This window comes from Kitasatospora sp. NPDC091207, assembly GCF_044768625.1.
Taxonomy (GTDB): domain Bacteria; phylum Actinomycetota; class Actinomycetes; order Streptomycetales; family Streptomycetaceae; genus Kitasatospora.
On the sequence record NZ_JBIVVS010000013.1, the window covers coordinates 162,207 to 186,283 of the forward strand.

Below are 24,077 nucleotides of genomic sequence, written 5' to 3' on the forward strand. Positions count from 1 at the left end.
GGGGCGCATAGACTCTCCGCCGACCCGCACGGCAGCGAAGCCCGCGGCGAGCCGCAGCGAGACCAGGAGCGAATCACATGTCCGAGGCCCCCGAGAGCACCTTGGGCGAGAGCCCCGCCACCTCCCGCCGCACCCTGCTCTGCGGTGCCGCGGCCGTCCTCGCGGCCGGTGGCGGCGCCCTGGCGGTCTCCGGCTGCTCCTCCTCCTCGTCGTCCACCTCCTCCGCCGCCAAGGGCCCGGTGGACGTCGGTCCGGCGGCCGGCGTGCCGGTCGGCGGCGGCACCGTCTACCGCGACCAGAAGATCGTGGTGACCCAGCCGACCGCCGGCGAGTACAAGGCCTTCAGCGCCAAGTGCACCCACGCCGGCTGCGTCGTCGACCAGGTCAAGAACCAGAAGATCCAATGCCCCTGTCACGGCAGCATGTTCGCCATCACCGACGGCGCGGTGCTGGACGGGCCGGCCCCGACCCCGCTCCCCGCCTACTCCGTGGCGGTCGAGGGCGGCAACCTCAAGGTGACCCCGAGCTGAACCGGTTGATCCCCGCCCAGTCGATCTCCCCGCCGCGGCCCCGGCCCGAGTCGGTACGGTGGACCCATGGCTGACCCGTCCACCTACCGCCCCGCTCCGGGAGCGATCCCGACCTCGCCGGGCGTCTACAAGTTCCGCGACGCCCACGGGCGGGTCATCTACGTCGGCAAGGCCAAGAGTCTGCGGCCCCGGCTGTCGTCCTACTTCCAGGACCTCGCCGGGTTGCACCCGCGTACCGCGACGATGGTCACCACGGCCGCCTCGGTGGAGTGGACGGTGGTCGCCACCGAGGTCGAGGCGCTCCAGCTGGAGTACTCCTGGATCAAGGAGTTCGACCCCCGCTTCAACGTCAAGTACCGCGACGACAAGAGCTATCCGGAGCTGGCGGTCACCCTCGACGAGGAGTACCCGCGGGTCCAGGTGATGCGCGGGGCGCACAAGAAGGGCGTGCGCTACTTCGGCCCCTACGGGCACGCCTGGGCGATCCGGGAGACGGTCGACCTGATGCTGCGCGTGTTCCCGGTCCGCACCTGCTCCAACGGCGTCTTCAAGCGGGCCCGCCAGATCGGCCGGCCCTGCCTGCTCGGCTACATCGGCAAGTGCGCCGCGCCCTGCGTCGGCAAGGTCTCGGCCGACGAACACCGCGCACTGGCCGAGGACTTCTGCGACTTCATGGCCGGCCGCACCGGCAACTACCTGCGCCGGCTGGAAGAGCAGATGCAGGAGGCCGCCGTCGAGCTGGAGTACGAGAAGGCGGCCCGGCTGCGGGACGACATCGGGGCGCTCAAGCGCGCGATGGAGAAGAACGCCATCGTCCTCGCCGACGCCACCGACGCCGACCTGCTCGCCCTCGCCGAGGACGAGTTGGAGGCCTCCGTGCAGATCTTCCACGTCCGCGGCGGCCGGGTCCGCGGCCAGCGCGGCTGGGTCACCGACAAGGTCGAGGACGTCGACACCGCGGCCCTGGTCGAGCACGCCCTGCAGCAGCTCTACGGCGGTGGTGACGGCACCGTGCCGCGCGAGGTGCTGGTGCCCGCGCTCCCGGAGCCCGCCGGTCCGGTCCGGGAGTGGCTGGCCGGCCTGCGCGGCAGCCAGGTGGACCTGCGGATCCCGCAGCGCGGCGACAAGAAGGACCTGATGGCCACCGTGCAGCGCAACGCCCAGCAGGCGCTGGCGCTGCACAAGACCAAGCGCGCCTCCGACCTCACCACCCGCAGCCGGGCCCTCCAGGAGATCGCCGACGCGCTGGAGCTGGACTCCGTCCCGCTGCGGATCGAGTGCTTCGACATCTCCCACCTCCAGGGCGAGGACGTGGTCGCCTCGATGGTGGTCTTCGAGGACGGTCTGGCCCGCAAGAGCGAGTACCGCCGGTTCCAGATCAAGGGCTTCGAGGGCCAGGACGACGTCCGCTCGATGCACGAGGTGATCGGCCGCCGGTTCCGCCGCTACCTCCAGGAGCGCGAGCAGACCGGGGAGTGGGCCGTTCCCGAGGCCGACGACCCCGGTGCGTCCGACCAGCCCGGTGCCCCCGGCCACACCGGCACGCCCGACGGGGCCGACCCGCAGGCCCCGGCCGGCCCGGTGGACCCCGAGACCGGCCGCCCGCGCCGCTTCGCCTATCCGCCACAGCTGTTGGTCGTCGACGGCGGCCAGCCGCAGGTCGCCGCCGCCAAGCGCGCCCTGGACGAACTCGGCATCGACGACGTCGCCCTCTGCGGCCTGGCCAAGCGGCTGGAGGAGGTCTGGCTGCCCGGCGAGGACGACCCGGTGGTCCTGCCGCGCAGCAGCGAGGGCCTCTACCTGCTCCAGCGGGTCCGCGACGAGGCGCACCGGTTCGCGATCACCTACCAGCGCAGCAAGCGTTCCAAGCGACTCACCGCCGGGGAGCTGGACTCCGTCCCCGGCCTCGGCGAGACTCGCCGCCAGGCACTGCTCAAGCACTTCGGCTCGCTGAAGAAGCTCCGCGCGGCCACCGTCGACGAACTCTGTGCCGTACCCGGCATCGGACGGCGGACGGCGGAGACTGTTGCGGCAGCGTTGTCGTCCCGTCCATCCGCGACGCTCGCCGTGAACACCGCCACCGGCGAGATCATCGATGACGGCGCCGACGCCGCCGGCCCGGTGCCCGACACCGCGGCCGACGCGGCGCCCCAGACCGCACCATTCCAGGAGACGCCATGACGGCCGACGCCGCCCGTCAGCCGGCGCACCCCGCGCTCACTCGCCCGAGTGAGCCGGGGAAGCGTACCCGCGCCGCGCGCGTTCTCCACAGCAGAACCATCGAGAGCGGGGAACCGAAGTGACGATGTCCGACGATGGCGCCACCGCCCGGCCACCGGCCGGGGGAGAGAACACCCCGGAGCTGGTGATCATCTCCGGCATGTCCGGAGCCGGCCGCTCGACGGCGGCCAAGTGCCTGGAGGACCTGGGCTGGTTCGTGGTCGACAACCTGCCGCCGGCCCTGATCCCGACCATGGTCGACCTCGGCGCCCGATCCCAGGGCAACGTGGCCCGGATCGGCGCCGTGGTCGACGTCCGCGGCCGCCAGTTCTTCGACGACCTGCTCACCTCGCTGGACGAGCTGGAGAAGCGCGGCGTCCGGCTGAGCGTGGTCTTCCTGGACTCCTCCGACGACGCCCTGGTCCGTCGCTTCGAGAGCGTGCGCCGCCCGCACCCGCTCCAGGCCGACGGCCGGATCGTGGACGGCATCGCCCAGGAGCGCGACCTGCTGCGCGAGCTGCGCGGCGAGGCCGATCTGGTGATCGACACCTCCAACCTCAACGTGCACCAGCTGCGGGCCAAGCTCGACGCCCAGTTCGCCGACCACGACGAGCCCGAGCTGCGGGCCACCGTGATGTCCTTCGGCTTCAAGTACGGCCTGCCGGTCGACGCGGACCTCGTGGTGGACTGCCGCTTCCTGCCGAATCCGCACTGGGTCCCCGAGCTGCGCGCCCGTACCGGCACCGACGCCGACGTCGCCGACTACGTGTTCCAGCAGCCCGGTGCCAACGAGTTCCTCAACGGTTACGCCGAGCTGCTGCGCATCATCACCGAGGGCTACCGCCGCGAGGGGAAGCGTTATATGACGCTTGCCGTAGGCTGCACCGGTGGCAAGCACCGCAGTGTCGCGATGTCCGAGCGGCTGACGAAGCGTCTCATCGCGGACGGCGTCGAAACGGTGCTCGTCCACCGTGACATGGGACGGGAGTAGCCGCCTCACCCCTGCCGGAGCGCCGGTGGAGGCCGGCGGCGGGCAAGAGGAACGCGAGGTGGGTGTGACGGGATACGTGCCCGGGCGGCAGCTTCAGAACAAGACCGCCGACCGGACGGGGGTCCCGCCGCGCGGCGCGACGCCCAGTCGGCCGCGGACCGGCCAGGTCCGCACCAGCCCGGCCCGTACCAACCAGATACCCCGCGGTAATCAGGTGCCCCGGATCGCCGCCCTCGGCGGCGGTCAGGGGCTCTCCGCCTCGCTCTCCGCGCTGCGCCGGCTCACCACCGACCTCACGGCCGTGGTCACCGTCGCCGACGACGGCGGCTCCAGCGGCCGGCTGCGCGAGGAGCTCGGGGTGCTGCCCCCGGGGGACCTCCGCAAGGCGCTGGCCGCGCTCTGCGGTGACGACGACTGGGGCCGCACCTGGTCCGAGGTGATCCAGCAGCGCTTCACCGGCACCGGCGGGCTGGGCGGCCACGCCGTCGGCAATCTGCTGATCGTCGCGCTCTGGGAGAAGCTGGGGGACCCGGTCGCGGCGCTGGACTGGGTGGGCCGGCTGCTGAACGTCCAGGGCCGGGTGCTGCCGATGTCGGCGGTGCCGCTGGACATCGAGGCCGTCGTGCGCGGCCACGACCCGGCCAGCCCGGGCGAGCTGTCCGCGGTCCGGGGCCAGGCCAGCGTGGCGGTGACACCCGGCACCGTGCAGTCGATCCGGCTGCTGCCGGACGGGCCGCCGGCCGTCCCGGAGGCCGTCACGGCCGTCCGGGAGGCGGACTGGGTGGTGCTCGGCCCCGGCTCCTGGTTCACCAGCGTGCTGCCGCACCTCCTGGTCCCCGAACTCGCCGAGGCGCTCACCGAGACCCGCGCCCGCCGCCTGCTCACCCTGAACCTGGCCCCCCAGCCCGGCGAGACGGAGGGGTTCACCCCGCAGCGCCACCTGGAGGTCATCGCCGACCACGCACCTTCGCTCGCGGTGGATGCGATCCTGGTGGACGAGCGCGCCGTCACCGGCGGCGCCTTCGGCCAGGCGGACCTGGCCGGCCTGGAGAAGGCGGCGGAGCGGATGGGCGCGGCCCTGGTGCTCGGCCGGGTCGCCCGTACCGACGGCACGCCGCGACACGACCCGGAGCTCTTGGCAGCCGCGTACGACCGGATTTTCCGGACACATGGAAGGATCGGGCCATGGCGATGACTCCAGCGGTGAAGGACGAAATCAGCCGGCTCCCGGTCACCCGGGCCTGCTGCCGCAAGGCGGAGGTCTCGGCGATCCTGCGATTCGCGGGCGGGCTGCACATCGTGAGCGGCCGCATCGTGATCGAGGCGGAGCTGGACACCGGGGCGGCGGCGAGGCGTCTGCGCAAGGACCTCCTGGAGATCTTCGGACACTCCTCGGACCTGGTGGTGATGGCGCCCGGCGGTCTGCGGCGCGGCAGCCGCTACGTGGTGCGGGTGGTCAAGGACGGCGAGCTGCTGGCGCGGCAGACCGGCCTGGTGGACGGCCGGGGACGGCCGATCCGCGGCCTGCCGCCGGCCGTCGTCTCCGGGGCGACCTGCGACGCCGAGGCGGCCTGGCGGGGCGCGTTCCTGGCGCACGGCTCGCTCACCGAGCCCGGCCGGTCCTCCTCGCTGGAGATCACCTGCCCCGGCTCCGAGGCGGCCCTCGCCCTGGTCGGCGCGGCCCGCCGGCTCGGCATCCCGGCCAAGGCGCGCGAGGTGCGCGGCGTGGACCGCGTGGTGATCCGTGACGGTGACGCCATCGGTGCGCTGCTGACCCGCCTGGGCGCCCACGAGTCGGTGCTGGCCTGGGAGGAGCGCCGGATGCGGCGCGAGGTGCGGGCCACCGCCAACCGCCTGGCCAACTTCGACGACGCCAACCTGCGCCGCTCGGCCCGGGCCGCCGTCGCGGCCGGCGCGCGGGTGCAGCGCGCGCTGGAGATCCTCGGCGAGGAGGTCCCCGACCACCTGGCCGCGGCCGGCCAGCTGCGGATGCAGCACAAGCAGGCCTCGCTGGAGGAACTGGGCGCGCTGGCCGACCCGCCGCTCACCAAGGACGCGGTGGCCGGCCGGATCCGCCGTCTGCTGGCGATGGCCGACAAGCGCGCCTCCGAGCTGGGCCTGCCCAGCACCGAGGCCAACCTGACCGACGAGATGGCGCTCAACTAGCGATCACACCCAGTGACGGGTGAGACAGCCGGTGTCCGGATTCCGGGCACCGGCTGTCCCGTGTCCGGACGCCGGCGCGGGGTGGCTCCGACCCCCCTTCCGCGGGCCGCGACCAACTGCCGCCGACGGCAAGGACGGAAGGCCTGCTGGTGACCTCTTGACACGCCACGCCACGGCGTCCGACCCGGCCTGATGTGCCCTCTCAGGTCTGGGAGAGGTAGGGTCATAGGCGGTCGGGGACCTCCCAAATTCCACCCCGTCGGCATAGTTCCGGCGTACCTAACGAGGAGATCGGTTCGTGACGATCCGGGTAGGCATCAACGGATTCGGCCGCATCGGCCGCAACTTCTTCCGTGCGGTTAAGGCCCAGGGCGCGGACATCGAGATCGTCGGTGTCAACGACCTGACCGACACCAAGACCCTGGCGCACCTGCTCAAGTACGACTCCATCCTGGGCACCTTCCCGGGCGAGGTCTCGCACACCGAGAACAGCATCACCGTCGACGGCAAGACCTTCAAGGTCATCGCCGAGCGTGACCCGGCCAGCCTGCCCTGGGGCGAGCTGGGCGTGGACATCGTGATCGAGTCCACCGGCATCTTCACCAAGGCCGAGGCGGCCAAGAAGCACGTCACCGCCGGTGCCAAGAAGGTCATCATCTCGGCGCCCGCCACCGACGAGGACGTCACCATCGTGATGGGCGTCAACGACGAGAAGTACGACGCCGCGAAGCACACCGTCATCTCCAACGCCTCCTGCACCACGAACTGCGTGGCCCCGCTGGCGAAGGTGCTGAACGAGAACTTCGGCATCGTCAAGGGTCTGATGACCACGGTGCACGCGTACACCAACGACCAGGTCACCCTGGACTTCCCGCACAAGGACCTGCGTCGCGCCCGCGCCGCGGCCCTGAACATCATCCCGACCTCCACCGGTGCCGCCAAGGCCACCGCGCTGGTCCTGCCGGAGCTGAAGGGCAAGCTGGACGGCACCTCGCTGCGCGTCCCGGTCCCGACCGGTTCGATCACCGACCTGGTCGTCACCCTTGAGCGCGATGTCACCGTCGAGGAGGTCAACGCGGCCTTCCAGAAGGCCTCCGAGGGCTCCCTCAAGGGCATCCTGCAGTACACCGAGGACCCGATCGTCTCCTCCGACATCGTGAACTCGCCGTTCTCCACGATCTTCGACTCGCTGATGACCATGGTCCAGGGCAACCAGGTCAAGGTCTTCGGCTGGTACGACAACGAGTGGGGCTACTCGAACCGCCTCGTCAACCTGACCACCCTCGTCGGCGGCCAGCTCTGACGCAGCGGGAGCTGACGTGAAGTAGGGGGGAGGGCCCGGACACTGTGCACCACCGTCCGGGCCCTCCGTCTGCGCACCCTCGAACTCAACTCCCAGGCGGCCCGCCGTTGTGCCGCTGCCAATAGCGCAACCATCTCCCCAGGAGACCGAAGACCGTGAAGACCATCGAAGACCTCGACGTCGCCGGCAAGCGCGTGTTCGTCCGCGCCGACCTGAACGTCCCGCTGTCCGACGGCACGATCACCGACGACGGCCGGATCCGCGCCGTCGCCCCGACCATCGCCAAGCTCGTCGAGCGCGGTGCGAAGGTCGTCGTCGCCTCCCACCTCGGCCGCCCGAACGGCGAGCCCGACCCGCAGTTCTCCCTCGCGCCGGTGGCCGTCCGCCTCGGCGAGATCCTCGGCACGCCGGTCTCGTTCGCGACCGACACCGTGGGCGAGAGCGCGAAGGCCACCGTCGCCGCCCTGGCCGACGGCGAGGTCACGCTGCTCGAGAACCTGCGCTTCAACGCCGGTGAGACCAGCAAGGACGACGCCGAGCGCGGCGCCTTCGCCGACCGGCTGGCCGAGTTGGCCGAGCTGTACGTCGGCGACGGCTTCGGTGCGGTGCACCGCAAGCACGCCTCGGTGTACGACCTGCCGGCCCGCCTGCCGCACGCCGTCGGCGACCTGATCGCCACCGAGGTGGGCGTGCTGAAGCGCCTCACCGAGGAGGTCGAGCGCCCGTACGCGGTCGTGCTCGGCGGCTCCAAGGTGTCCGACAAGGTCGGCGTGATCGACAACCTGCTCGGCAAGGCCGACCGCATCCTCATCGGCGGCGGCATGGCGTACACCTTCCTCGCGGCCCTGGGCCACGAGGTCGGCATCTCGCTGCTGCAGAAGGACCAGATCCCGGTCGTCCTGGAGTACCTGGAGCGGGCGAAGGCGAACGGCGTGGAGTTCGTGCTGCCGGTGGACATCGCGGTCTCCGGGTCGTTCCCCGACACCAAGACCCACAAGCCGGTCGAGGACTTCGCGGTCGTCGACGCCGACAAGATTCCCGCGGACCAGGAGGGCCTGGACATCGGCCCCGAGACCCGGGAGCTGTTCGCGGCGAAGCTGGCCGACGCCAAGACGGTGTTCTGGAACGGCCCGGTCGGTGTCTTCGAACACCCGGCCTTCGCCGAGGGCACCAAGGCCGTCGCGCAGGCCCTGCTCGACAGCGACGCGTTCACCGTGGTCGGTGGCGGCGACTCCGCCGCGGCCGTCCGCATCCTGGGCTTCGACGAGACGGAGTTCGGGCACATCTCGACCGGCGGTGGCGCCAGCCTTGAGTACCTGGAGGGCAAGACGCTCCCCGGTCTCGCCGCCCTGGAAGGCTGAGGCAATGACTGAGCGTCTCCCGCTGATGGCGGGCAACTGGAAGATGAACCTCAACCACCTTGAGGCCATCCAGCACACCCAGAAGCTGGCCTTCGCGCTGGCCGACAAGGACTACGAGTCGGTCGAGGTGGCGGTCCTGGTGCCGTTCACCGACCTGCGCTCGGTGCAGACCCTGGTCGACGGCGACAAGCTGAAGATCAAGTACGGCTCGCAGGACATCTCGCAGCACGACTCCGGTGCCTACACCGGCGAGATCTCCGGCCCGATGCTGTCCAAGCTGAAGTGCGCCTACGCGGTGATCGGCCACTCGGAGCGCCGCCAGTACCACGGCGAGAACGAGGAGATCGTCAACGCCAAGGTCAAGGCGGCCTACCGCAACGGGATCACCCCGATCCTCTGCATCGGCGAGCCGCTGGACATCCGCAAGGCCGGCACCCACGTCGAGTACACCCTGGCCCAGCTCGACGGCGGCCTGCAGGACGTCCCGGCCGACCAGGCCGAGTCCGTCGTGGTCGCCTACGAGCCGGTCTGGGCGATCGGCACCGGCGAGGTGGCGACCCCCGAGGACGCCCAGGAGGTCTGCGCCGCCATCCGCAAGCGGATCGCCGAGCTGTACGACGCCCCGCTGGCCGAGAAGGTCCGCGTGCTGTACGGCGGTTCGGTCAAGTCCTCCAGCGCGGCCGGCCTGATGGCCAAGCCCGACGTCGACGGCGGCCTGATCGGCGGTGCCTCCCTGGACGCCGACGAGTTCGTCAAGATCGTGCGGTACCGTGACCAGGCAGTAGGCTAACGCCGCCGCAGCAACGTAGGCTTTGGGGCCGGACCGCATCATGGCGGCCCGGCCCCTTCGCCGAAGATACGAGAGAGTTGGTCCCGCCGTGGTTCTCGGGTTCTCGATTGCCCTGATCATCTTCAGCCTGCTGATGATCCTCCTGGTGCTGCTGCACAAGGGGAAGGGCGGCGGCCTGTCCGACATGTTCGGTGGCGGCGCGATGTCCACCGGCGGCGGTTCGGCCGTGGCCGAGCGCAACCTGGACCGCATCACGGTCATCGTCGGTTTCGGGTGGTTCGCGTGCATCGTCGTGCTCGGCCTGGTGCTCAAGTACAAGAGCTGACGTATCTCTGACGCCCTGTCGCCCCGCGGCCTATGCTGGAACGGTCCGGGGCGGAGTCGGTGGCGGTGCATCCTTAACTCCTGCTTACACTAGGACGACTTTCGCCACCGACGCGCACCGCGGCGGGTCGGCGCACCAGCACGCAGGGAGTCAGACCGTGGCAAGTGGCAACGCCATCCGTGGCAGCAGGGTCGGAGCCGGCCCGATGGGCGAGGCGGAGCGCGGCGAATCCGCCCCCCGCAACCGGATCACCTTCTGGTGTGCCAACAAGCACGAGACCCGTCCCAGCTTCGCCGCCGAGGCGGTCATCCCGGACACCTGGGACTGCCCGCGCTGCGGATTTCCGGCCGGCCAGGACGAGCACAACCCGCCTGCCCCCTCGCGCAACGAGCCCTACAAGACCCACCTCGCCTACGTCCGCGAGCGGCGCACCGACGCCGACGGCGAGGCGATCCTCGCCGAGGCGCTGGCCAAGCTGCGCGGTGAGATCTGAACACCTGACCAACGCCGAAGGGCGCCACCGTTGTCCACGGTGGCGCCCTTCGCCATGCGGTCAGGCCGAGGCCGGCGGGTACAGCTGCGGCGGGAGCTGCGCCGCGGCGGCACGGTCCAGCAGCCACAAGGTCCGGCCGCGCCCGTACGCGCCCGAGGCGGGCGCCTGGAGCTCGCCCGGCCCGGACAGCGCCAGCGCGACGGCGCCCGCCTTGTCCTCGCCGGCCGCCAGCAGCCAGACCTCGCGGGCCGCCCGGATGGCCGGGAGGGTGAGCGAGACCCGGGTCGGCGGGGGCTTGGGCGCACCGCGCACGCCGACCACCGTCAGCCCGGTCTCCCGGACGCCCGGGTGCTCGGGGAAGAGCGAGGCGACATGGGTGTCCGGGCCGACGCCGAGCAGCAGCACGTCGAAGGCGGGCACACCGAGACGGTCGCCCGGCCCGGCGGCCTTCGCCAGCTCCTCGGCGTAGCGGGCCGCGGCGGCCTCGACGTCCGAGCCGTCCACCCCGTCCGAGGCGGGCATCTCGTGCACCCGGGCCGGGTCGAGCGGTACGGCGTCGAGCAGCTCCGCGCGGGCCTGGACGGCGTTGCGCTCGGCGTTGCCGGCGGGCACGAAGCGCTCGTCGCCCCACCAGAGGTCCAGCCGGGCCCAGTCGACCGCGTCCCGGGCGGGGGAGGCGGCGATGGCGGCCAGCAGCGCGTTGCCGTTGCGCCCGCCCGTGAGCACCACCGAGGCGGCGCCGCGGGCGGCCTGGGCGTCCACGATCCGGGTGATCAGCCGGGCCGCGGCCGCCTGGGCCATCAGCTCCTTGTCCCGGTGGACGACCAGCTGCGGGGTCGACGCCGTCACGAGCCCGCCTTCTTGGCGGCGCGCTTGGCCGGGGCCTTCTTCGCCGGGGCGGACTCCCCGGTCGTCGCCGGCTCGTCCAGGACCTTGGCGGTCACCCGGGCCGGGTTGGCCACCGCGGCCTCGGCGACCACGTCCTGCGCGGCCTTCTCGGCCGCCGCCGTCTCGGCGTTGGCCGGCTCGTGCAGCCGCTCCACGGGGGTGCGGACGGCCGTCGCGTAGATGTCGTCCGGGTCGAGCCGGCGCAGCTCCTCCGCGATCAGCTCGGAGGTCTCGCGGCGCTTGAGCGCCACCTGGCGGTCCGGCGAGCCGGGCATCGAGAGCGTGCCCATCAGGCCGTCCGGGCGGTCCAGGGTGATGTCCCCGTCCTTGGTGCGCAGGTGCACCGCGGTGATGCCCGGGCCGCCGGTGACGACCCGCTCGACCGGGACGTGCAGCCGGTTGTGCAGCCAGAGGCCGAGCAGTTCGACGCTGGGGTTGTACGACTCGCCCTCGACCACCGCGGCGGTGACCTGGGAGGGCCGCTGGTCCAGCGCGGCGGCCAGCATCGAGCGCCAGCCGGTGATCCTGGTCCAGGCCAGGTCGGTGTCGCCCGGGGTGTAGCTCTGGGCCCGCTGGGCGAGCTGGCCGACCGGGGACTCGGCGGTGACGGCGTCGGTGATCCGGCGCTGGGCGATCGAGCCCAGCGGATCCTGAGCCGGGTGCAGCGGCGCGTTCTCGGGCCACCAGACCACCACCGGGGCGTCCGGCAGGAGCAGCGGCAGGACGACCGACTGGGCGTGCGCGGCGAGCTCGCCGTGCATGCGCAGCACGACCGTCTCGCCGGAGCCGGCGTCGGTGCCGACCAGGATCTCGGCGTCCAGGCGGGTCTCGGCGCGGGCCCGGGGCGAGCGCCCGGCGCGCTTGATGACCGCCAGGGTGCGCGAGGGGTGCTCGCGGGAGGCGTCGTTGGCGGCCTTGAGGGCGTCGTAGGCGCTGCCCTCGTCGGTCACGATCACCAGGGTGAGCACCATGCCGGCGGCGGTGGAGCCGCTGGCCCGGCGCGCCTCCATCAGCGCTGCGTTGATCTTGCTGGACGTGGTGTCCGTGAGGTCGATCTTCATGGCCGGCGCCAGCTCCTGCCGTCTCGTGCGAGCATCTCGTCGGCCTCGACCGGGCCCCAGGTCCCTGCCGGGTACTGGGCGGGCTTGCCGTGGGTGTCCCAGTAGGTCTCGATCGGGTCGAGGATCTGCCAGGAGAGCTCGACCTCCTGGTGGCGCGGGAACAGGTTGGCGTCGCCGAGCAGCACGTCGAGGATGAGGCGCTCGTAGGCCTCCGGGCTGGACTCGGTGAAGGACTCGCCGTAGGCGAAGTCCATCGTGACGTCCCGGACCTCGAACGAGGTGCCCGGCACCTTGGAGCCGAACCGCACCGTCACGCCCTCGTCCGGCTGGACCCGGATGACCAGGGCGTTCTGCCCCAGCTCCTCGGTCGCGTAGGAGTCGAACGGCAGGTACGGGGCGCGCTGGAAGACCACCGCGATCTCGGTGACCCGGCGGCCGAGCCGCTTGCCGGTGCGCAGGTAGAACGGCACGCCCGCCCAGCGGCGGTTGTTGATCTCCAGCTTGATGGCCGCGTAGGTGTCGGTCGTGGAGTCCGGGTTGATGCCGTCCTCGTCGAGGTAGCCGCGGACCTCCTCGCCGCCCTGCCAGCCGGACGCGTACTGGCCGCGCACGGTGTGCTTACCGAGGTCGGCCGGGAGCTTGACGGCGCTGAGCACCTTGAGCTTCTCGGCCACCAGCGCCTTGGGGTGGAACGACGCCGGCTCCTCGATGGCGGTGAGCGCCATCAGCTGGAGCAGGTGGTTCTGGATGACGTCCCGGGCCGAGCCGATGCCGTCGTAGTAGCCGGCGCGGCCGCCGATGCCGATGTCCTCCGCCATGGTGATCTGCACGTGGTCGACGTACGACCGGTTCCAGATCGGCTCGAACATCTGGTTGGCGAAGCGCAGGGCCAGGATGTTCTGGACGGTCTCCTTGCCCAGGTAGTGGTCGATCCGGAAGACCTCGTCACGGGGGAAGACCTCGTGGACGATCCGGTTCAACTCCTGGGCGCTCTCCAGGTTGTGCCCGAAGGGCTTCTCGATGACGGCGCGCCGCCAGGACTTCCTGACGGGCCCCTCCTGGCCGTCGCCGGGCGAGGAGGGCGGGTCGGCCAGGCCGTGCTTCTTCAGCTGCTGCACGACGGTCGGGAAGAACTTCGGCGGCACCGAGAGGTAGAACGCGAAGTTGCCGCCGGTGCCCTGCGCCTTGTCGAGCTCCTCGATGGTCTCGCGGAGCTTGTCGAAGGCGTCGTCGTCGCCGAAGTCGCCCTGGACGAAGCGCATGCCCTTGGCGAGCTGCTGCCAGACCTCCTCGCGGAACGGGGTCCGGGCGTGCTCCTTGACCGCGTCGTGGACCTCCTTGGCGAAGTCCTCGTCCTCCCACTCGCGGCGGGCGAAGCCGACGAGCGAGAAGCCCGGCGGCAGCAGGCCGCGGTTGGCCAGGTCGTAGATGGCCGGCATCAGCTTCTTGCGGGACAGGTCACCGGTGACCCCGAAGATGACCAGGCCGGACGGCCCCGCGATACGCGGGAGCCGCCGGTCGGTGGGGTCACGAAGCGGGTTGACGGGGGCGGCGGGGGAGTCGCCCGCGTCCGAGTCCGACGTCAACTCAGGGAAATCAGTGCTCACTTGATGTGCTCCGCTTTCGTGCGCTGGCTGTGAGCGGGGGTCACTTCTCGTCGGCGAAGGAGGCGAGCGAGGCGGTGACGGTGTCGAGCAGCTCGTTCCAGGACTGCTCGAACTTCTCGACGCCCTCGTCCTCCAGCACCTGCACGACGTCGTCGTAGTCCACGCCGTGGGCGGCGATGGCGTCCATCACGGCCTTGGCGTCGGCGTAGTTGGGGACGATGGTGCCGCCGGTGATCACGCCGTGGTCGCCGGTGGCCTCCAGGGTGGCCTCGGGCATGGTGTTGACGGTGCCCGGGGCGACCAGCTCGGTGACGTACAGGGTGTCCGGCAGGGCCGGGTCCTTGACGCCGGTGGAGGCCCAGAGCGGGCGCTGCGGCTTGGCGCCGGCGGCCTCCAGGGCCTTCCAGCGGGCGCTGCCGGCGGTCTTGCCGTCGACGCTGCCGAAGACCTCCTCGTACGCCTGGTAGGCCAGGCGGGCGTTGGCCAGCGCGGCCTTGGAGCGCAGCTGCTTGGCGTCGCCGCCGACCTTGTCGAGGCGCTTGTCGATCTCGGTGTCCACGCGGGAGACGAAGAAGGAGGCGACCGACTCGATCTGCGAGAGGTCCAGGCCCTTGGCCTTGGCGGACTCCAGGCCGGTCAGGTAGGCGTCGATCACCGCGCGGTAGCGCTCCAGCGAGAAGATCAGCGTGACGTTGACGCTGATGCCCTTGCCGATGACCTCGCCGATCGCGGGCAGGCCGGCCTTGGTGGCGGGGATCTTGATGAAGACGTTCGGACGGTCGACCAGCCACCACAGCTGCTTGGCCTCGGCGACGGTCGCGGCCGTCTCGTGGGCCAGGCGCGGGTCGACCTCGATGGAGACCCGGCCGTCGCGGCCGTTGGAGGCGTCGTAGACCGGGCGCAGCACATCGGCGGCGTCCCGCACGTCCGAGGTGGTGATCATGCGGACGGCTTCGTCGGTGGTGACCTTGCGGACGGCGAGGTCACGCAGCTGGCCGTCGTAGGAGGAGTCCCCGCCGCCGATGGCCTTCTGGAAGATGGTCGGGTTGGTGGTGACGCCCACCACGTGCTTGTTCTGCACCAGCTCGGCGAGGTTGCCGGTGTTCAGGCGCTTGCGGCTGAGGTCGTCCAGCCAGATCGCCACGCCTTCGTCGCTGAGGCGCTTCAGTGCGTCAGTCATGGTGCTCAGTCCTTCTTCTGTCTTCGTCTGTCTGTCTGTGGGGTCGTCAGACGGGCCGCGTACCCGCTGTGCGGGCGGGCACGCGGCCCCGGTGGTGCTAGCGGTTGACGGCTTCGAGCGAGCGCAGCGCGTTGTGGGCCTCGGCGACGACGCGCTCGGTGGTCAGGCCGAACTCCTCGAAGAGCACCTGGTAGTCGGCGGAGGCGCCGAAGTGCTCCAGCGAGACGATCCGGCCGTGGTCGCCGACCAGCTCGCGCCAGCCCTGGGCGATGCCGGCCTCGACCGAGACGCGGGCCTTGACCGACGGCGGCAGCACGCTGTCGCGGTAAGCCTGGTCCTGCTCCTGGAACCACTCGAAGGACGGCAGCGAGACCACGCGGGTCGCGACGCCCTCGGCCTCCAGGACCTCGCGGGCCTGGACGGCCAGCTGGACCTCGGAGCCGGTGCCGAGCAGGATCAGCTGCGGGTCGCCGTTGGACGCCTCGGCCAGGATGTAGCCGCCCTTCGCGGTGCCCTCGGCGGAGCCGAAGACCTCGCGGTCGAAGGTCGGGACGTTCTGGCGGGTGAGCGCCAGGCCGACCGGGCCCGGGTGGCTGGTCTGCCGCTCGATGACGGTGCGCCAGGCGACGGCCGTCTCGTTGGCGTCGGCCGGGCGGACCATGGTCAGGCCCGGGATGGCGCGCAGCGAGGCCAGGTGCTCGACCGGCTGGTGGGTCGGGCCGTCCTCGCCGAGGCCGATCGAGTCGTGCGTCCAGACGTAGGTGACCGGCAGCTTCATCAGCGCGGCCAGCCGGACGGCCGGGCGCATGTAGTCGGCGAAGACCAGGAAGGTGCCGCCGAAGACCCGGGTCCTGCCGTGCAGCGCGATGCCGTTCATGGTCGAGCCCATGGCGTGCTCGCGGATGCCGAAGTGGATCGTCCGGCCGTAGGGGCTCGCGCTCTTCAGCGGGTTGCCCTCGGGGAGGAACGAGCTGTCCTCGTCGATGGTGGTGAGGTTGGACTCCGCGAGGTCGGCCGAGCCGCCCCACAGCTCCGGGATCACCGCGCCGAGCGCCTTGAGGGTCTCGCCGGAGGCCTTGCGGGTGGCGACGTCCTTGCCGGCGGCGAAGACCGGGACGGCCTTCTTCCAGCTCTCGGGGAGCTCGCCGGCCTGGATGCGGTCGAACTCGGCGGCGCGCTGCGGGTGGGCGGCGCGCCAGGCGCCGAGCGACTGCTGCCACTCGTCGCGGGCGGCCTTGCCGCGCTTGATCACCAGGCGGGCGTGCTCGATGACCTTGTCGCTGACCTCGAAGGTCTTCTCCGGGTCGAAGCCCAGGACCTTCTTGGTGGCGGCGATCTCGGCGGCACCGAGCGCGGAGCCGTGCGCCTTGGCGGTGTTCTGCGCGTCCGGGGCCGGCCAGGCGATGATGGTGCGCATCGCGATGATCGACGGGCGGGAGGTCTCGGCCTTGGCCGCGGCCAGCGCCTCGGCCAGGACGGCCACGTCGATGTCGCCGTTGGACTTCGGGGCGACCCGCTGCACGTGCCAGCCGTACGCCTCGTAGCGCTTGAGCACGTCCTCGGAGAAGGCCGTCTCGGTGTCGCCCTCGATCGAGATGTGGTTGTCGTCGTAGAGCGCGACCAGGTTGCCCAGCTTCTGGTGGCCGGCCAGCGACGAGGCCTCGGCGGAGATGCCCTCCTCCAGGTCGCCGTCGGAGACGATCGCCCAGATGGTGTGGTCGAACGGCGACTCGCCGGCCGCGGCGTCCGGGTCGAACAGGCCGCGCTCGAAACGGGCGGCCATCGCCATGCCCACGGCGTTGCCGATGCCCTGGCCGAGCGGGCCGGTGGTGGTCTCGACACCCGCGGTGTGACCGTGCTCGGGGTGGCCGGGGGTGCGACTGCCCGCGACCCGGAAGGCCTTGAGGTCGTCCAGCTCCAGGCCGTAGCCCGAGAAGTAGAGCTGCGTGTAGAGGGTCAGGCTGGTGTGCCCGGGAGAGAGGACGAAACGGTCGCGGCCGACCCATGCCGGGTCGGTCGGGTCGTGGCGCAGGAAGCGCTGGAAGATCAGGTACGCCGCCGGGGCCAGCGACATGGCCGTCCCGGGGTGTCCGTTGCCGACCTTCTGGACCGCGTCCATGGCCAGGACGCGGGCGGTGTCGACCGTCCGCTCGTCCAGCTCGGACCACTCGAATGCATTCGTCGGCGTCGTGCTCACCCTGTCTCAGGGCTCCTTCCGTTGTGAAGAGTGACCCCGTGAAGGGGACCGGGTCGGCCACGTCGCTGGGGCCGGACATTGGGTGGTTCCGGTCACGGAGGGTAGATCCCGCTTCTCGGTGCGAGCCTACCGCCCGGGTCGAGGCTCACCCTCCGTGCTGAGACAACCGGGATTTCCGTATGGCGATTCCCACGAGGGTTCGAGAGGTGCTTTTGTCCCAGGCTCTCCTGGTTTCGTGGTGTCTGCCCGTCCGATGGTCAGGACGGGGGACCCGCGCCCCACCAGGGCGGCTTCGTGTGTTCGGCCAGGGGGTTCACCCGGGGGTGTGCGTTCCGCCCCGCCGGGGGACCCCGGAGCCGGTGGGGAGATATGGAGCGTCTAAGGTGGCGTGGTACGCGCAGAGCGGACGATTCGGGAACTTCGTTCCGGTGGACGCCTGCGAAGATTCATCTTCAGTTGGGGTGTTAGTGACCGCCGTCGAATCCCGTCCCGCCGGGGTCACCGGGGCGACGCCCGCGCGCCGGCCGTTCGGGGCCCGTGTCGGCGCCTTCGTCGCACTGACCAAGCCACGGATCATCGAGCTGCTGCTGATCACCACCGTGCCGGTGATGTTCCTGGCGCAGCGTGGTGTTCCGGATCCGCTGCTGGTGCTGGAGGTGGTCATCGGCGGCTACCTGTCGGCCGGTGGTGCCAACGCCCTCAACATGTACATCGACCGGGACATCGACGCGGTGATGTCGCGCACCGAGCGCCGGCCGCTCGTCACCGGCATGGTGTCGCCGCGCGAGGCACTGGTCTTCGGCATCGCGCTGGCGATCGGCTCCACGCTCTGGCTCGGCTACTTCGTCAACGCGCTCTCCTCCCTGCTCGCGCTGTCGGCTCTCCTCTTCTATGTGTTCGTCTACACGCTGGGGCTGAAGCGGCGCACCGCGCAGAACATCGTCTGGGGCGGGATCGCCGGCTGCATGCCGGTCTTCGTCGGCTGGGCCGCGGTCACCAACTCGGTCTCCTGGTCGGCGCTGGTGCTCTTCCTGGTCATCTTCTTCTGGACGCCGCCGCACTACTGGCCGCTGTCGATGAAGGTGCGCGAGGACTACGAGCGGGCCGGCGTGCCGATGCTGCCGGTGGTCAAGGGCAACCTGGCGGTCGCCAAGCAGATCGTCATCTACTCCTGGGTGATGGTCGCCGTCTCGCTGGCGCTCTGGCCGCTGGCCGAGACCAGCTGGCTGTACCCCGTCTCGGCGGTGCTGCTGGGCGCGGCCTGGCTGAAGGAGGCGCACGGACTGTACGCCCGGGCCAAGGCCGGGACGGTCGGCGCGAAGCTCAAGGAGATGCGCCTGTTCCACTGGTCCATCACCTACCTGACGCTGCTGTTCGTGGTCATCGCGGTGGACCCGTTCGTGAAGTGAGCCGTTGAACGTCGAAGGGCCCCGGTCTGCGGACCGGGGCCCTTCGCGTTTCAGCGCGGCGGCAGTTCGGAGGGCCCGACCCGGTCCTCCAGCCAGTCCCGCAGGGGCTGGGAGGCCCGCAGGAAGCCGGTGATCCGGTCGTAGGCGGTCCGGGTGCCGAGCCACGCCGCCGGCGGCCACTCCTGCCAGGCGATCAGCCCCTTGTGGCGGAGCAGCCCGATCCGCGGGTGGTCCCTGGGGTAGCCGCGCGGGGCGGACTTCAGGCTGTCCCGGCCGACCACCTCCGGGCCGGCCCCGCCGACCCGCGCGATCACCCGCTCCAGCTCGGCGCCGCTCACCTCCTCGGCGACGGCCGCCCGGTAGCGCGCCAGCTGGTCCGGGGCGAGCCGGTAGAGCCCGTTGCCGCAGGCCAGGCCGTCGGCGGAGAGCTGGATGTAGCCGCCGGCCGCCAGGTGGGCGCCGATGTGCGTCTTGTACGGGGACTTGTCGGCGCTGAACCGGACGTCCCGGTTGGGCCGGAAGATCTTGCCCGGGCCGAAGTCGGGCTCCAGGTCGGCGAGCAGCCGCTCCATCGGCTCCCGTACGGCGTGCTCGTACCGGTCCTTGTGGGTCTGCCAGAAGGACCTGGAGTTGTCGGTCTCCAGGTGCTCGTAGAACTCGAGGGCCTCGGCCGGCCAGCCTTGGAAGGTCACCGGACCAGTATGTGGTCCGGTGCACAGCCAGGTCCCGTCGCCAGCTCCGCTACCGATGGGTAGCATGCGGGCATGAGCAGCGCAGAGACCGCCACCCCCGCCGCGCCGGACGCCCGCGTCGAACGCCGCGCCAAGCGCATCGCCAAGCACCTGACCGCCTTCGCCCGGCAGCACGGCGGCAGCGCCGACGGCGTCGTCGAGTACGTCGGCACCGTCGCCACCCGGATCGTGGTGGTCGGCGCGGACGGCGCCTGGGGCGACCAGGTCGCCCCGAGCTACGCCGTCGGCCGCCGGGCCGCCGAGCTGGCCGGGGTCACCCTGCACGACAGCTTCGAGGGCGAGCTGGGCCTGCGGGTGAGGACCGGGCCCTACGAGTGGAAGCGGATGGCCGGCATCCAGATCGGCGGCTGACGCCGGTCCCGGACGTGCGGAGGGGCCCCGGGTGATCCCGGGGCCCCTCCGTGCGCGCGGCCGGCGTCGGTGCGCCGGGTATCAGACGGCGGCGGTCCGCGCCGCCCGGGCGGGCAGCGGCACGACGGGCGCGTCCTCGTCCGCCCGGACCCGCAGCGCCAGCGGGACGCGCAGGACGGCGATCCAGGTGAGCGTGGCGCCCAGCATGTGCACGCCGACCAGGAGCTCCGGGACGTCCGTGAAGTACTGGACGAAGCCGAGCACACCCTGGACCAGCAGCACCACGAGCAGCTCGCGGGCCCGGGCGCGGGCGGCCGGCGGGGCCTTCACGGCGGCGAGGACGAAGACCACCGCGATCGCCAGGCCGACCGAGACGAACGCCAGGTCGGCGTGCACCTGGGCGAGGCGGTCGTAGTCGAGCGGGATCCGCGGGACCAGCTTGTTGTCCTTGGGCGTCCCGGGGTGGTGTCCGGCGCCGGTCACCAGTGTCCCGGCCGCGACCAGCAGGCCGATCACGGCGACCAGGACGTAGGAGAGCCGGATGATCGGGCGGGCCACCGCGGGCCGCGGCGGGCCGTCGCCCTCCCGGGACCGCTCCCACATCAGCAGCGCGACCCAGACCAGGGCCATCGCGGCGATCAGGTGGGCGGCGACGGTGTACGGGTTGAGGCCGGTCAGCACGGTGATCCCACCGAGTACGGCGTTGCTCATCACCAGCCAGAACTGGGCCCATCCCAGTGTGGTCAGGCTGCGGCGCCAGGGGCGCGCGGACCCCTCGGCCGACGGCCGGCGGTGGCAGCGGGCGGCCAGGATCGCCCAGCCGATGGCCGCGCTCAGCACATAGGTGAGCATCCGGTTGGTGAACTCGATGATCCCGTGGAGGCCCATTTCGGGCGTCGGCGTGATGCTTTCGCCGGTGCAGCGGGGCCAGGTGGTGCAGCCGAGGCCGGAGGCGGTGAGCCGGACGGCTCCGCCGGTGACGACGATCACCACGCTCATCACCAGCGCGGCGAACGCGGCGCGCCGGACCATGGCGGCGGACGGCTGCCAGCGGTCGGCGAGCAGGGAGAAGGGGGTAGGCACGGGGTCAATCGTAGGCGGCCTTACAGCCGATCTTGGGGCGGGGCGGGGTCGTGCCGAGGGCGCGGTGGGCGGGCGACGGGTCCGCGACCGGCTCATGACGGGTGCGCGGCGCCGGGGCCGGTGCCGCGGCGGGCCGTCCGGCGGGTGCCGAGGCGCCGCGCCCGGAGTAATCCGGACTGTTCGGGCATGGCGGACATTGGTCTTGACCAATCACTCGTTTGGCCGAAAGAGTGCGGCTTGGTCCATACCTTTTTCAGGACCCCTCCCACCCCCCGCACGTAAGCGGAGATCCTGCACATGCGCATACCCACTCCCGCCGCCGCGCTCGCGCTCGGCGGATCCCTTGCCCTGGCCGGTCTCATCGCCCCGGCCGCGCACGCGACCGAACCCGGTCAGCAGTGCCAGAGTCTCGGTGTCGCCAATCTCTACGGCGAGTTCATCGAGGGCGACGACACCCACACGCCGGACGCCGAGGGCGCGGTGGCGGTCGGCGGCAACGCGGACTTCACCGGCGGCTTCTCGGTCGGCCAGGAGCTGACCCCGGAGCAGGTGGCGGCGCTGCCCGGCGGCAACGCGCTGGTCGTGGCTGGCAAGATCACCGGGCACAACACCCAGGTGATGAAGGGCAACGGCGTCTACGGCTCGAAGGCAGCCGGCGCCGTCGTCGACGCGCACCAGGGCAAGATCGCTCAGGGCGCTTCCCCGATCGACTTCAAGGCCGAGTTCGCCAAGCTGCGCGCCGCCGCCGGCACGCTCGCCGCCGTGCCGCAGACCGCCGGCGCCACGGTCGAGGCGAAGGGCGCGGCCCTCTACCTGACCGCCGCCGACGCCAGGCTCAACAGCTTCACCGTCAGTGCCTCGACCCTCCAGGGCGCCACCGACGTCTTCGTGAAGGTGCCGGCCGGATCGGTCACCGTCGTCACCGTGACCGGTGACGCCTACGACATGGCCGCCGCCAGGACCACGGGCTTCCACCTGTGGGACGAGGGCAAGAAGGCCTATGTCCTGGACGACAAGCTGCAGAGCGCGGCGGGCGGGGCGGTCAGGGCCAAGCTGCTCTGGAACTTCCCGACCGCCACCAAGGTGGTCAAGAACAGCGCGGCCGCCTGGGCCGGCACCGTGCTGGCGCCGAACGCCGCCTTCGACCTCGGCAGCGGCGGACCGGTCAACGGCTCGGTGATCGCCAAGTCGCTGACCGGCAAGGGCGGCGCCGAGACGCACCACTACCCGTTCACCGGCTGCCTGAACACCGAGGTGCCGCCGACCACCGTGCCGACCGTGCCCCCGGTGGTGCCGACCGGTTCGCCGTCCGCGAGCACCACCCCGAGCGCGTCGGGCACCCCGAGCACGCCGGGGACGCCGGGTGCCTCGGTGACCCCGAGCGCCTCCGGCGGCCCGTCCACCCCGGCCGGTGGCAAGCCGAGCCCGAGCGCCTCGGGCAGCCCCTCGGCCGCCGCCTCCCCGTCGTCGTCGGCGGCCGCGGTGCCGAGTGCCTCGGCCAGCCCGTCGGCCGAGGCCAGCACCGGGGGCGGTCTCGCCCACACCGGCTCCGGTCCGGTCGTCCCGCTGGCGATCGGCGGCGCGGTCGTGATCGCCGCCGGTGGCGCGATCGTGGTGGCCACGCGCCGTCGGGCGGCCAAGAAGGCCTGACGGACCGTCGCTTGACCGTTGCGCTGCCTCCGGTGGTCGGATTCGACCGCCGGGGGCAGCAGTTTTTTGGCCACTGTGACGGAATACGTTCAAGTTTGCCGAACCGGTGTTGTGCGAGGTGGCGGGTGTGATGGGCTGCCTCCTGCACAACCGAGGCCGGACGGACAGTCGAAATCCGGTCGTACGGCGGGGTGTGGGGAGGTACGGGGGTGCCGGTAGAGTCCCCCGGACAGTCGTGGCGGGCCACCGCGAAACCACTCAACAAGCCTGCTGCACAAGACCGTTCGGAGGGGACAACGAAATGGCACGACAGCGGCGGCAGATCGGTATCAGGAGCGCGGCACTGGCGGGGACGGCGGCGGTCGCCGTCCTGCTGCCCGTGGCACTGGCGACCAGCGCCTCGGCGCACGTGCCGAAGTGGCAGCTGACCTGCGACAAGATCGTGATCGATCTGACCAACTACAGCGACGCGAGCGGTGTGAAGAACGTCGTCAGCCTGACCGTCGACGGCGAGAAGGTGCTCGACCAGAAGGAGTTCGGCAAGGAGTTCCACGGGACGTACCCGGTGAAGGACCACGCCAAGCCGGTCAGCGCCACCTTCGTGGTCACCACCACCGAGGACCCGAAGAACGGCGACTGGAACAAGACGGAGACCAGGACGATCGAGGTCTGCCAGACCCCGACGCCCACCCCGACGCCCACCCCGACCCCGACGCCCACGCCGACACCCACCCCGACCCCGACCCCGACACCCACCCCCACCCCGACCCCCACGCCCACGAAGACCCCGACCCCCACGCCGACCCCGTCGCGCACCGCCACCCCCACGGCGACCCCGACGGCGACGCCCACCCCGACCCGGACGCCCAGCCCGGCTCCGAGCAGCGCCACCCCGGGCCCGGTGCTCGCCCAGACCGGTAGCAGCGACGCCACCCCCGCCATCGCGGCGGCCGGCGGCGGCGTCCTGCTCCTCGGCGGCGCGATCGTCCTGCTGGCCCGCAAGCGCCGCGACGGCGGCAGCGAGAGCTGACGCGCGCGGTCGTCGGCCCCCGGCGGCCCCCCGCTCGCACCGTCGAGCGGGGGGGCCGCCACCGCTTCCGGACCGCTGCGCGCACGGTCCCGCGGTGTGAGAACCTTCGGTCGCGACCAGTGGGGGCGTCGCGCAGGGCTACGAGTGGGGGAGACATGGAATCCGGCGGGTCCGGGCGCGTGGGGCCGACACCGGCGGAGACCGCCGGCCACCTCCTGGAGCGGATCCGGGCGGGCGGTCTGCACGTCCGGCGGAAGAAGAAGGCCTTCCGCCTGGCCTCCTCGGCCCTGAAGGTGCTGACGCTCCTGCTGTCCGGCGCCTCGACGATCATCCTCGGCCTGCAGAACCTGGACTTCTGGGCCGGCCTGGGCTTCGCCCTCGTGGCCGTGGTGACCCTGCTGGGAGCCGTCGAGTCGTTCTTCAACTGGCGATCGCGCTGGGTGTTGATGGAGGAGTCGCAGTACCGGTTCCAGCGTCTCGCGGACGAGCTGGAGTACCTCATCGCCTCGACGCCCGCCGACGACCTCACCCAGGACCGGCTCCGGCCGCTCTTCGAGGAGTACCAGGGCGTGTGGGCGCGGCAGAGCGAGCGCTGGCTCCAGGACCGTCGCACGTCGGCCGCCCGGCCCGGCGGTCACTGAGCCGTCGACGGCGCGACACCCGCTCCGCGGCCGGGGTGGCCGGCCGACG

The 24,077-nt window shown here is 71.7% G+C and carries 22 protein-coding genes; 15 read left to right on the top strand and 7 right to left on the bottom strand.

The genetic code is table 11. The features are described from left to right. Window positions 1–77: 77 nt before the first annotated feature. The 10 genes from ACIQTO_RS22185 to ACIQTO_RS22230 all read left to right on the top strand — a co-directional run bounded on the left by ACIQTO_RS22185 (window position 78) and on the right by ACIQTO_RS22230 (window position 10,179). On the top strand, window positions 78–530 hold the full coding sequence (locus ACIQTO_RS22185; protein ID WP_402390592.1) for a Rieske (2Fe-2S) protein: 453 nt from the start codon (window positions 78–80) through the stop codon (window positions 528–530). Window positions 531–596: 66 nt separating this feature from the next. Beyond that, window positions 597–2,711, top strand: a complete 2,115-nt coding sequence (gene uvrC / locus ACIQTO_RS22190; protein ID WP_402390595.1) for an excinuclease ABC subunit UvrC — start codon at window positions 597–599, stop codon at window positions 2,709–2,711. A gap of 124 nt (window positions 2,712–2,835) precedes the next feature. Beyond that, a complete protein-coding gene (rapZ, locus tag ACIQTO_RS22195) occupies window positions 2,836–3,741 on the top strand; it encodes an RNase adapter RapZ (RefSeq protein WP_402390598.1) in 906 nt (301 codons plus the stop codon). 64 nt (window positions 3,742–3,805) lie between these two features. Then, the gene (gene yvcK, locus ACIQTO_RS22200) at window positions 3,806–4,936 is read left to right on the top strand and encodes a uridine diphosphate-N-acetylglucosamine-binding protein YvcK (RefSeq protein ID WP_402390738.1); all 1,131 of its coding nucleotides are present in this window, start codon (window positions 3,806–3,808) and stop codon (window positions 4,934–4,936) included. Continuing rightward, entirely contained in the window at window positions 4,927–5,907 is a 981-nt protein-coding gene (whiA, locus tag ACIQTO_RS22205; RefSeq protein ID WP_329490008.1) for a DNA-binding protein WhiA, read from the top strand. Before yvcK ends, whiA begins: the two co-directional genes overlap by 10 nt. Before the next feature lie 298 nt (window positions 5,908–6,205). Next, complete coding sequence (gene gap / locus ACIQTO_RS22210; protein ID WP_380576967.1) at window positions 6,206–7,210, top strand: type I glyceraldehyde-3-phosphate dehydrogenase; 1,005 nt, start codon at window positions 6,206–6,208, stop codon at window positions 7,208–7,210. Window positions 7,211–7,365: 155 nt separating this feature from the next. Then, window positions 7,366–8,571: a phosphoglycerate kinase gene (locus ACIQTO_RS22215; protein WP_402390601.1), complete on the top strand. Its 1,206-nt coding sequence runs from the start codon at window positions 7,366–7,368 to the stop codon at window positions 8,569–8,571. A gap of 4 nt (window positions 8,572–8,575) precedes the next feature. Next, entirely contained in the window at window positions 8,576–9,361 is a 786-nt protein-coding gene (tpiA, locus tag ACIQTO_RS22220) for a triose-phosphate isomerase (protein WP_402390604.1), read from the top strand. 88 nt (window positions 9,362–9,449) lie between these two features. After that, window positions 9,450–9,686: a preprotein translocase subunit SecG gene (gene secG / locus ACIQTO_RS22225; protein ID WP_380576970.1), complete on the top strand. Its 237-nt coding sequence runs from the start codon at window positions 9,450–9,452 to the stop codon at window positions 9,684–9,686. A 205-nt stretch (window positions 9,687–9,891) separates the two neighbouring features. Then, window positions 9,892–10,179 carry an RNA polymerase-binding protein RbpA gene (locus tag ACIQTO_RS22230; protein ID WP_063349510.1) on the top strand — a complete coding sequence of 96 codons (288 nt, stop codon included), beginning with the start codon at window positions 9,892–9,894 and terminating at the stop codon, window positions 10,177–10,179. A 60-nt stretch (window positions 10,180–10,239) separates the two neighbouring features. Here the strand turns inward: ACIQTO_RS22230 and pgl are convergent, their stop codons facing one another. The 5 genes from pgl to tkt all read right to left on the bottom strand — a co-directional run bounded on the left by pgl (window position 10,240) and on the right by tkt (window position 17,112). Further along, window positions 10,240–11,028, bottom strand: a complete 789-nt coding sequence (gene pgl, locus ACIQTO_RS22235) for a 6-phosphogluconolactonase (RefSeq protein ID WP_402390608.1) — start codon at window positions 11,026–11,028, stop codon at window positions 10,240–10,242. Then, window positions 11,025–12,128, bottom strand: coding sequence for a glucose-6-phosphate dehydrogenase assembly protein OpcA (opcA, locus tag ACIQTO_RS22240; RefSeq protein ID WP_402390610.1), 1,104 nt, complete (start codon window positions 12,126–12,128; stop codon window positions 11,025–11,027). Before opcA ends, pgl begins: the two co-directional genes overlap by 4 nt. Continuing rightward, on the bottom strand, window positions 12,125–13,714 hold the full coding sequence (zwf, locus tag ACIQTO_RS22245; protein WP_402390740.1) for a glucose-6-phosphate dehydrogenase: 1,590 nt from the start codon (window positions 13,712–13,714) through the stop codon (window positions 12,125–12,127). The genes opcA and zwf overlap by 4 nt, the downstream gene beginning before the upstream one ends. Before the next feature lie 61 nt (window positions 13,715–13,775). After that, window positions 13,776–14,915, bottom strand: coding sequence for a transaldolase (gene tal, locus ACIQTO_RS22250; protein ID WP_402390613.1), 1,140 nt, complete (start codon window positions 14,913–14,915; stop codon window positions 13,776–13,778). A 97-nt stretch (window positions 14,916–15,012) separates the two neighbouring features. After that, a complete protein-coding gene (gene tkt, locus ACIQTO_RS22255) occupies window positions 15,013–17,112 on the bottom strand; it encodes a transketolase (RefSeq protein ID WP_402390616.1) in 2,100 nt (699 codons plus the stop codon). 467 nt (window positions 17,113–17,579) lie between these two features. Here tkt and ACIQTO_RS22260 point away from each other — a divergent pair, with 467 nt between their 5' ends. Beyond that, window positions 17,580–18,521 carry a heme o synthase gene (locus ACIQTO_RS22260; protein ID WP_402390619.1) on the top strand — a complete coding sequence of 314 codons (942 nt, stop codon included), beginning with the start codon at window positions 17,580–17,582 and terminating at the stop codon, window positions 18,519–18,521. 50 nt (window positions 18,522–18,571) lie between these two features. Here the strand turns inward: ACIQTO_RS22260 and ACIQTO_RS22265 are convergent, their stop codons facing one another. Beyond that, entirely contained in the window at window positions 18,572–19,213 is a 642-nt protein-coding gene (locus ACIQTO_RS22265; protein ID WP_402390622.1) for a DUF2461 domain-containing protein, read from the bottom strand. Window positions 19,214–19,285: 72 nt separating this feature from the next. Between ACIQTO_RS22265 and ACIQTO_RS22270 the strand changes: the two genes are divergently transcribed. After that, entirely contained in the window at window positions 19,286–19,624 is a 339-nt protein-coding gene (locus tag ACIQTO_RS22270; protein WP_402390624.1) for a hypothetical protein, read from the top strand. A gap of 81 nt (window positions 19,625–19,705) precedes the next feature. Here the strand turns inward: ACIQTO_RS22270 and ACIQTO_RS22275 are convergent, their stop codons facing one another. Next, window positions 19,706–20,707 (bottom strand): heme A synthase, encoded by a 1,002-nt coding sequence (locus ACIQTO_RS22275; RefSeq protein WP_402390627.1) that lies wholly within the window; start codon window positions 20,705–20,707, stop codon window positions 19,706–19,708. Window positions 20,708–21,004: 297 nt separating this feature from the next. On the opposite strand from ACIQTO_RS22275, the gene ACIQTO_RS22280 reads away from it, so the two are divergent. The 3 genes from ACIQTO_RS22280 to ACIQTO_RS22290 all read left to right on the top strand — a co-directional run bounded on the left by ACIQTO_RS22280 (window position 21,005) and on the right by ACIQTO_RS22290 (window position 24,028). Then, window positions 21,005–22,357: a choice-of-anchor A family protein gene (locus tag ACIQTO_RS22280; protein WP_402390629.1), complete on the top strand. Its 1,353-nt coding sequence runs from the start codon at window positions 21,005–21,007 to the stop codon at window positions 22,355–22,357. A 301-nt stretch (window positions 22,358–22,658) separates the two neighbouring features. Continuing rightward, complete coding sequence (locus tag ACIQTO_RS22285) at window positions 22,659–23,387, top strand: LAETG motif-containing sortase-dependent surface protein (RefSeq protein ID WP_402390632.1); 729 nt, start codon at window positions 22,659–22,661, stop codon at window positions 23,385–23,387. A 179-nt stretch (window positions 23,388–23,566) separates the two neighbouring features. Continuing rightward, on the top strand, window positions 23,567–24,028 hold the full coding sequence (locus ACIQTO_RS22290; RefSeq protein WP_402390634.1) for a DUF4231 domain-containing protein: 462 nt from the start codon (window positions 23,567–23,569) through the stop codon (window positions 24,026–24,028). Window positions 24,029–24,077: the final 49 nt, after the last annotated feature.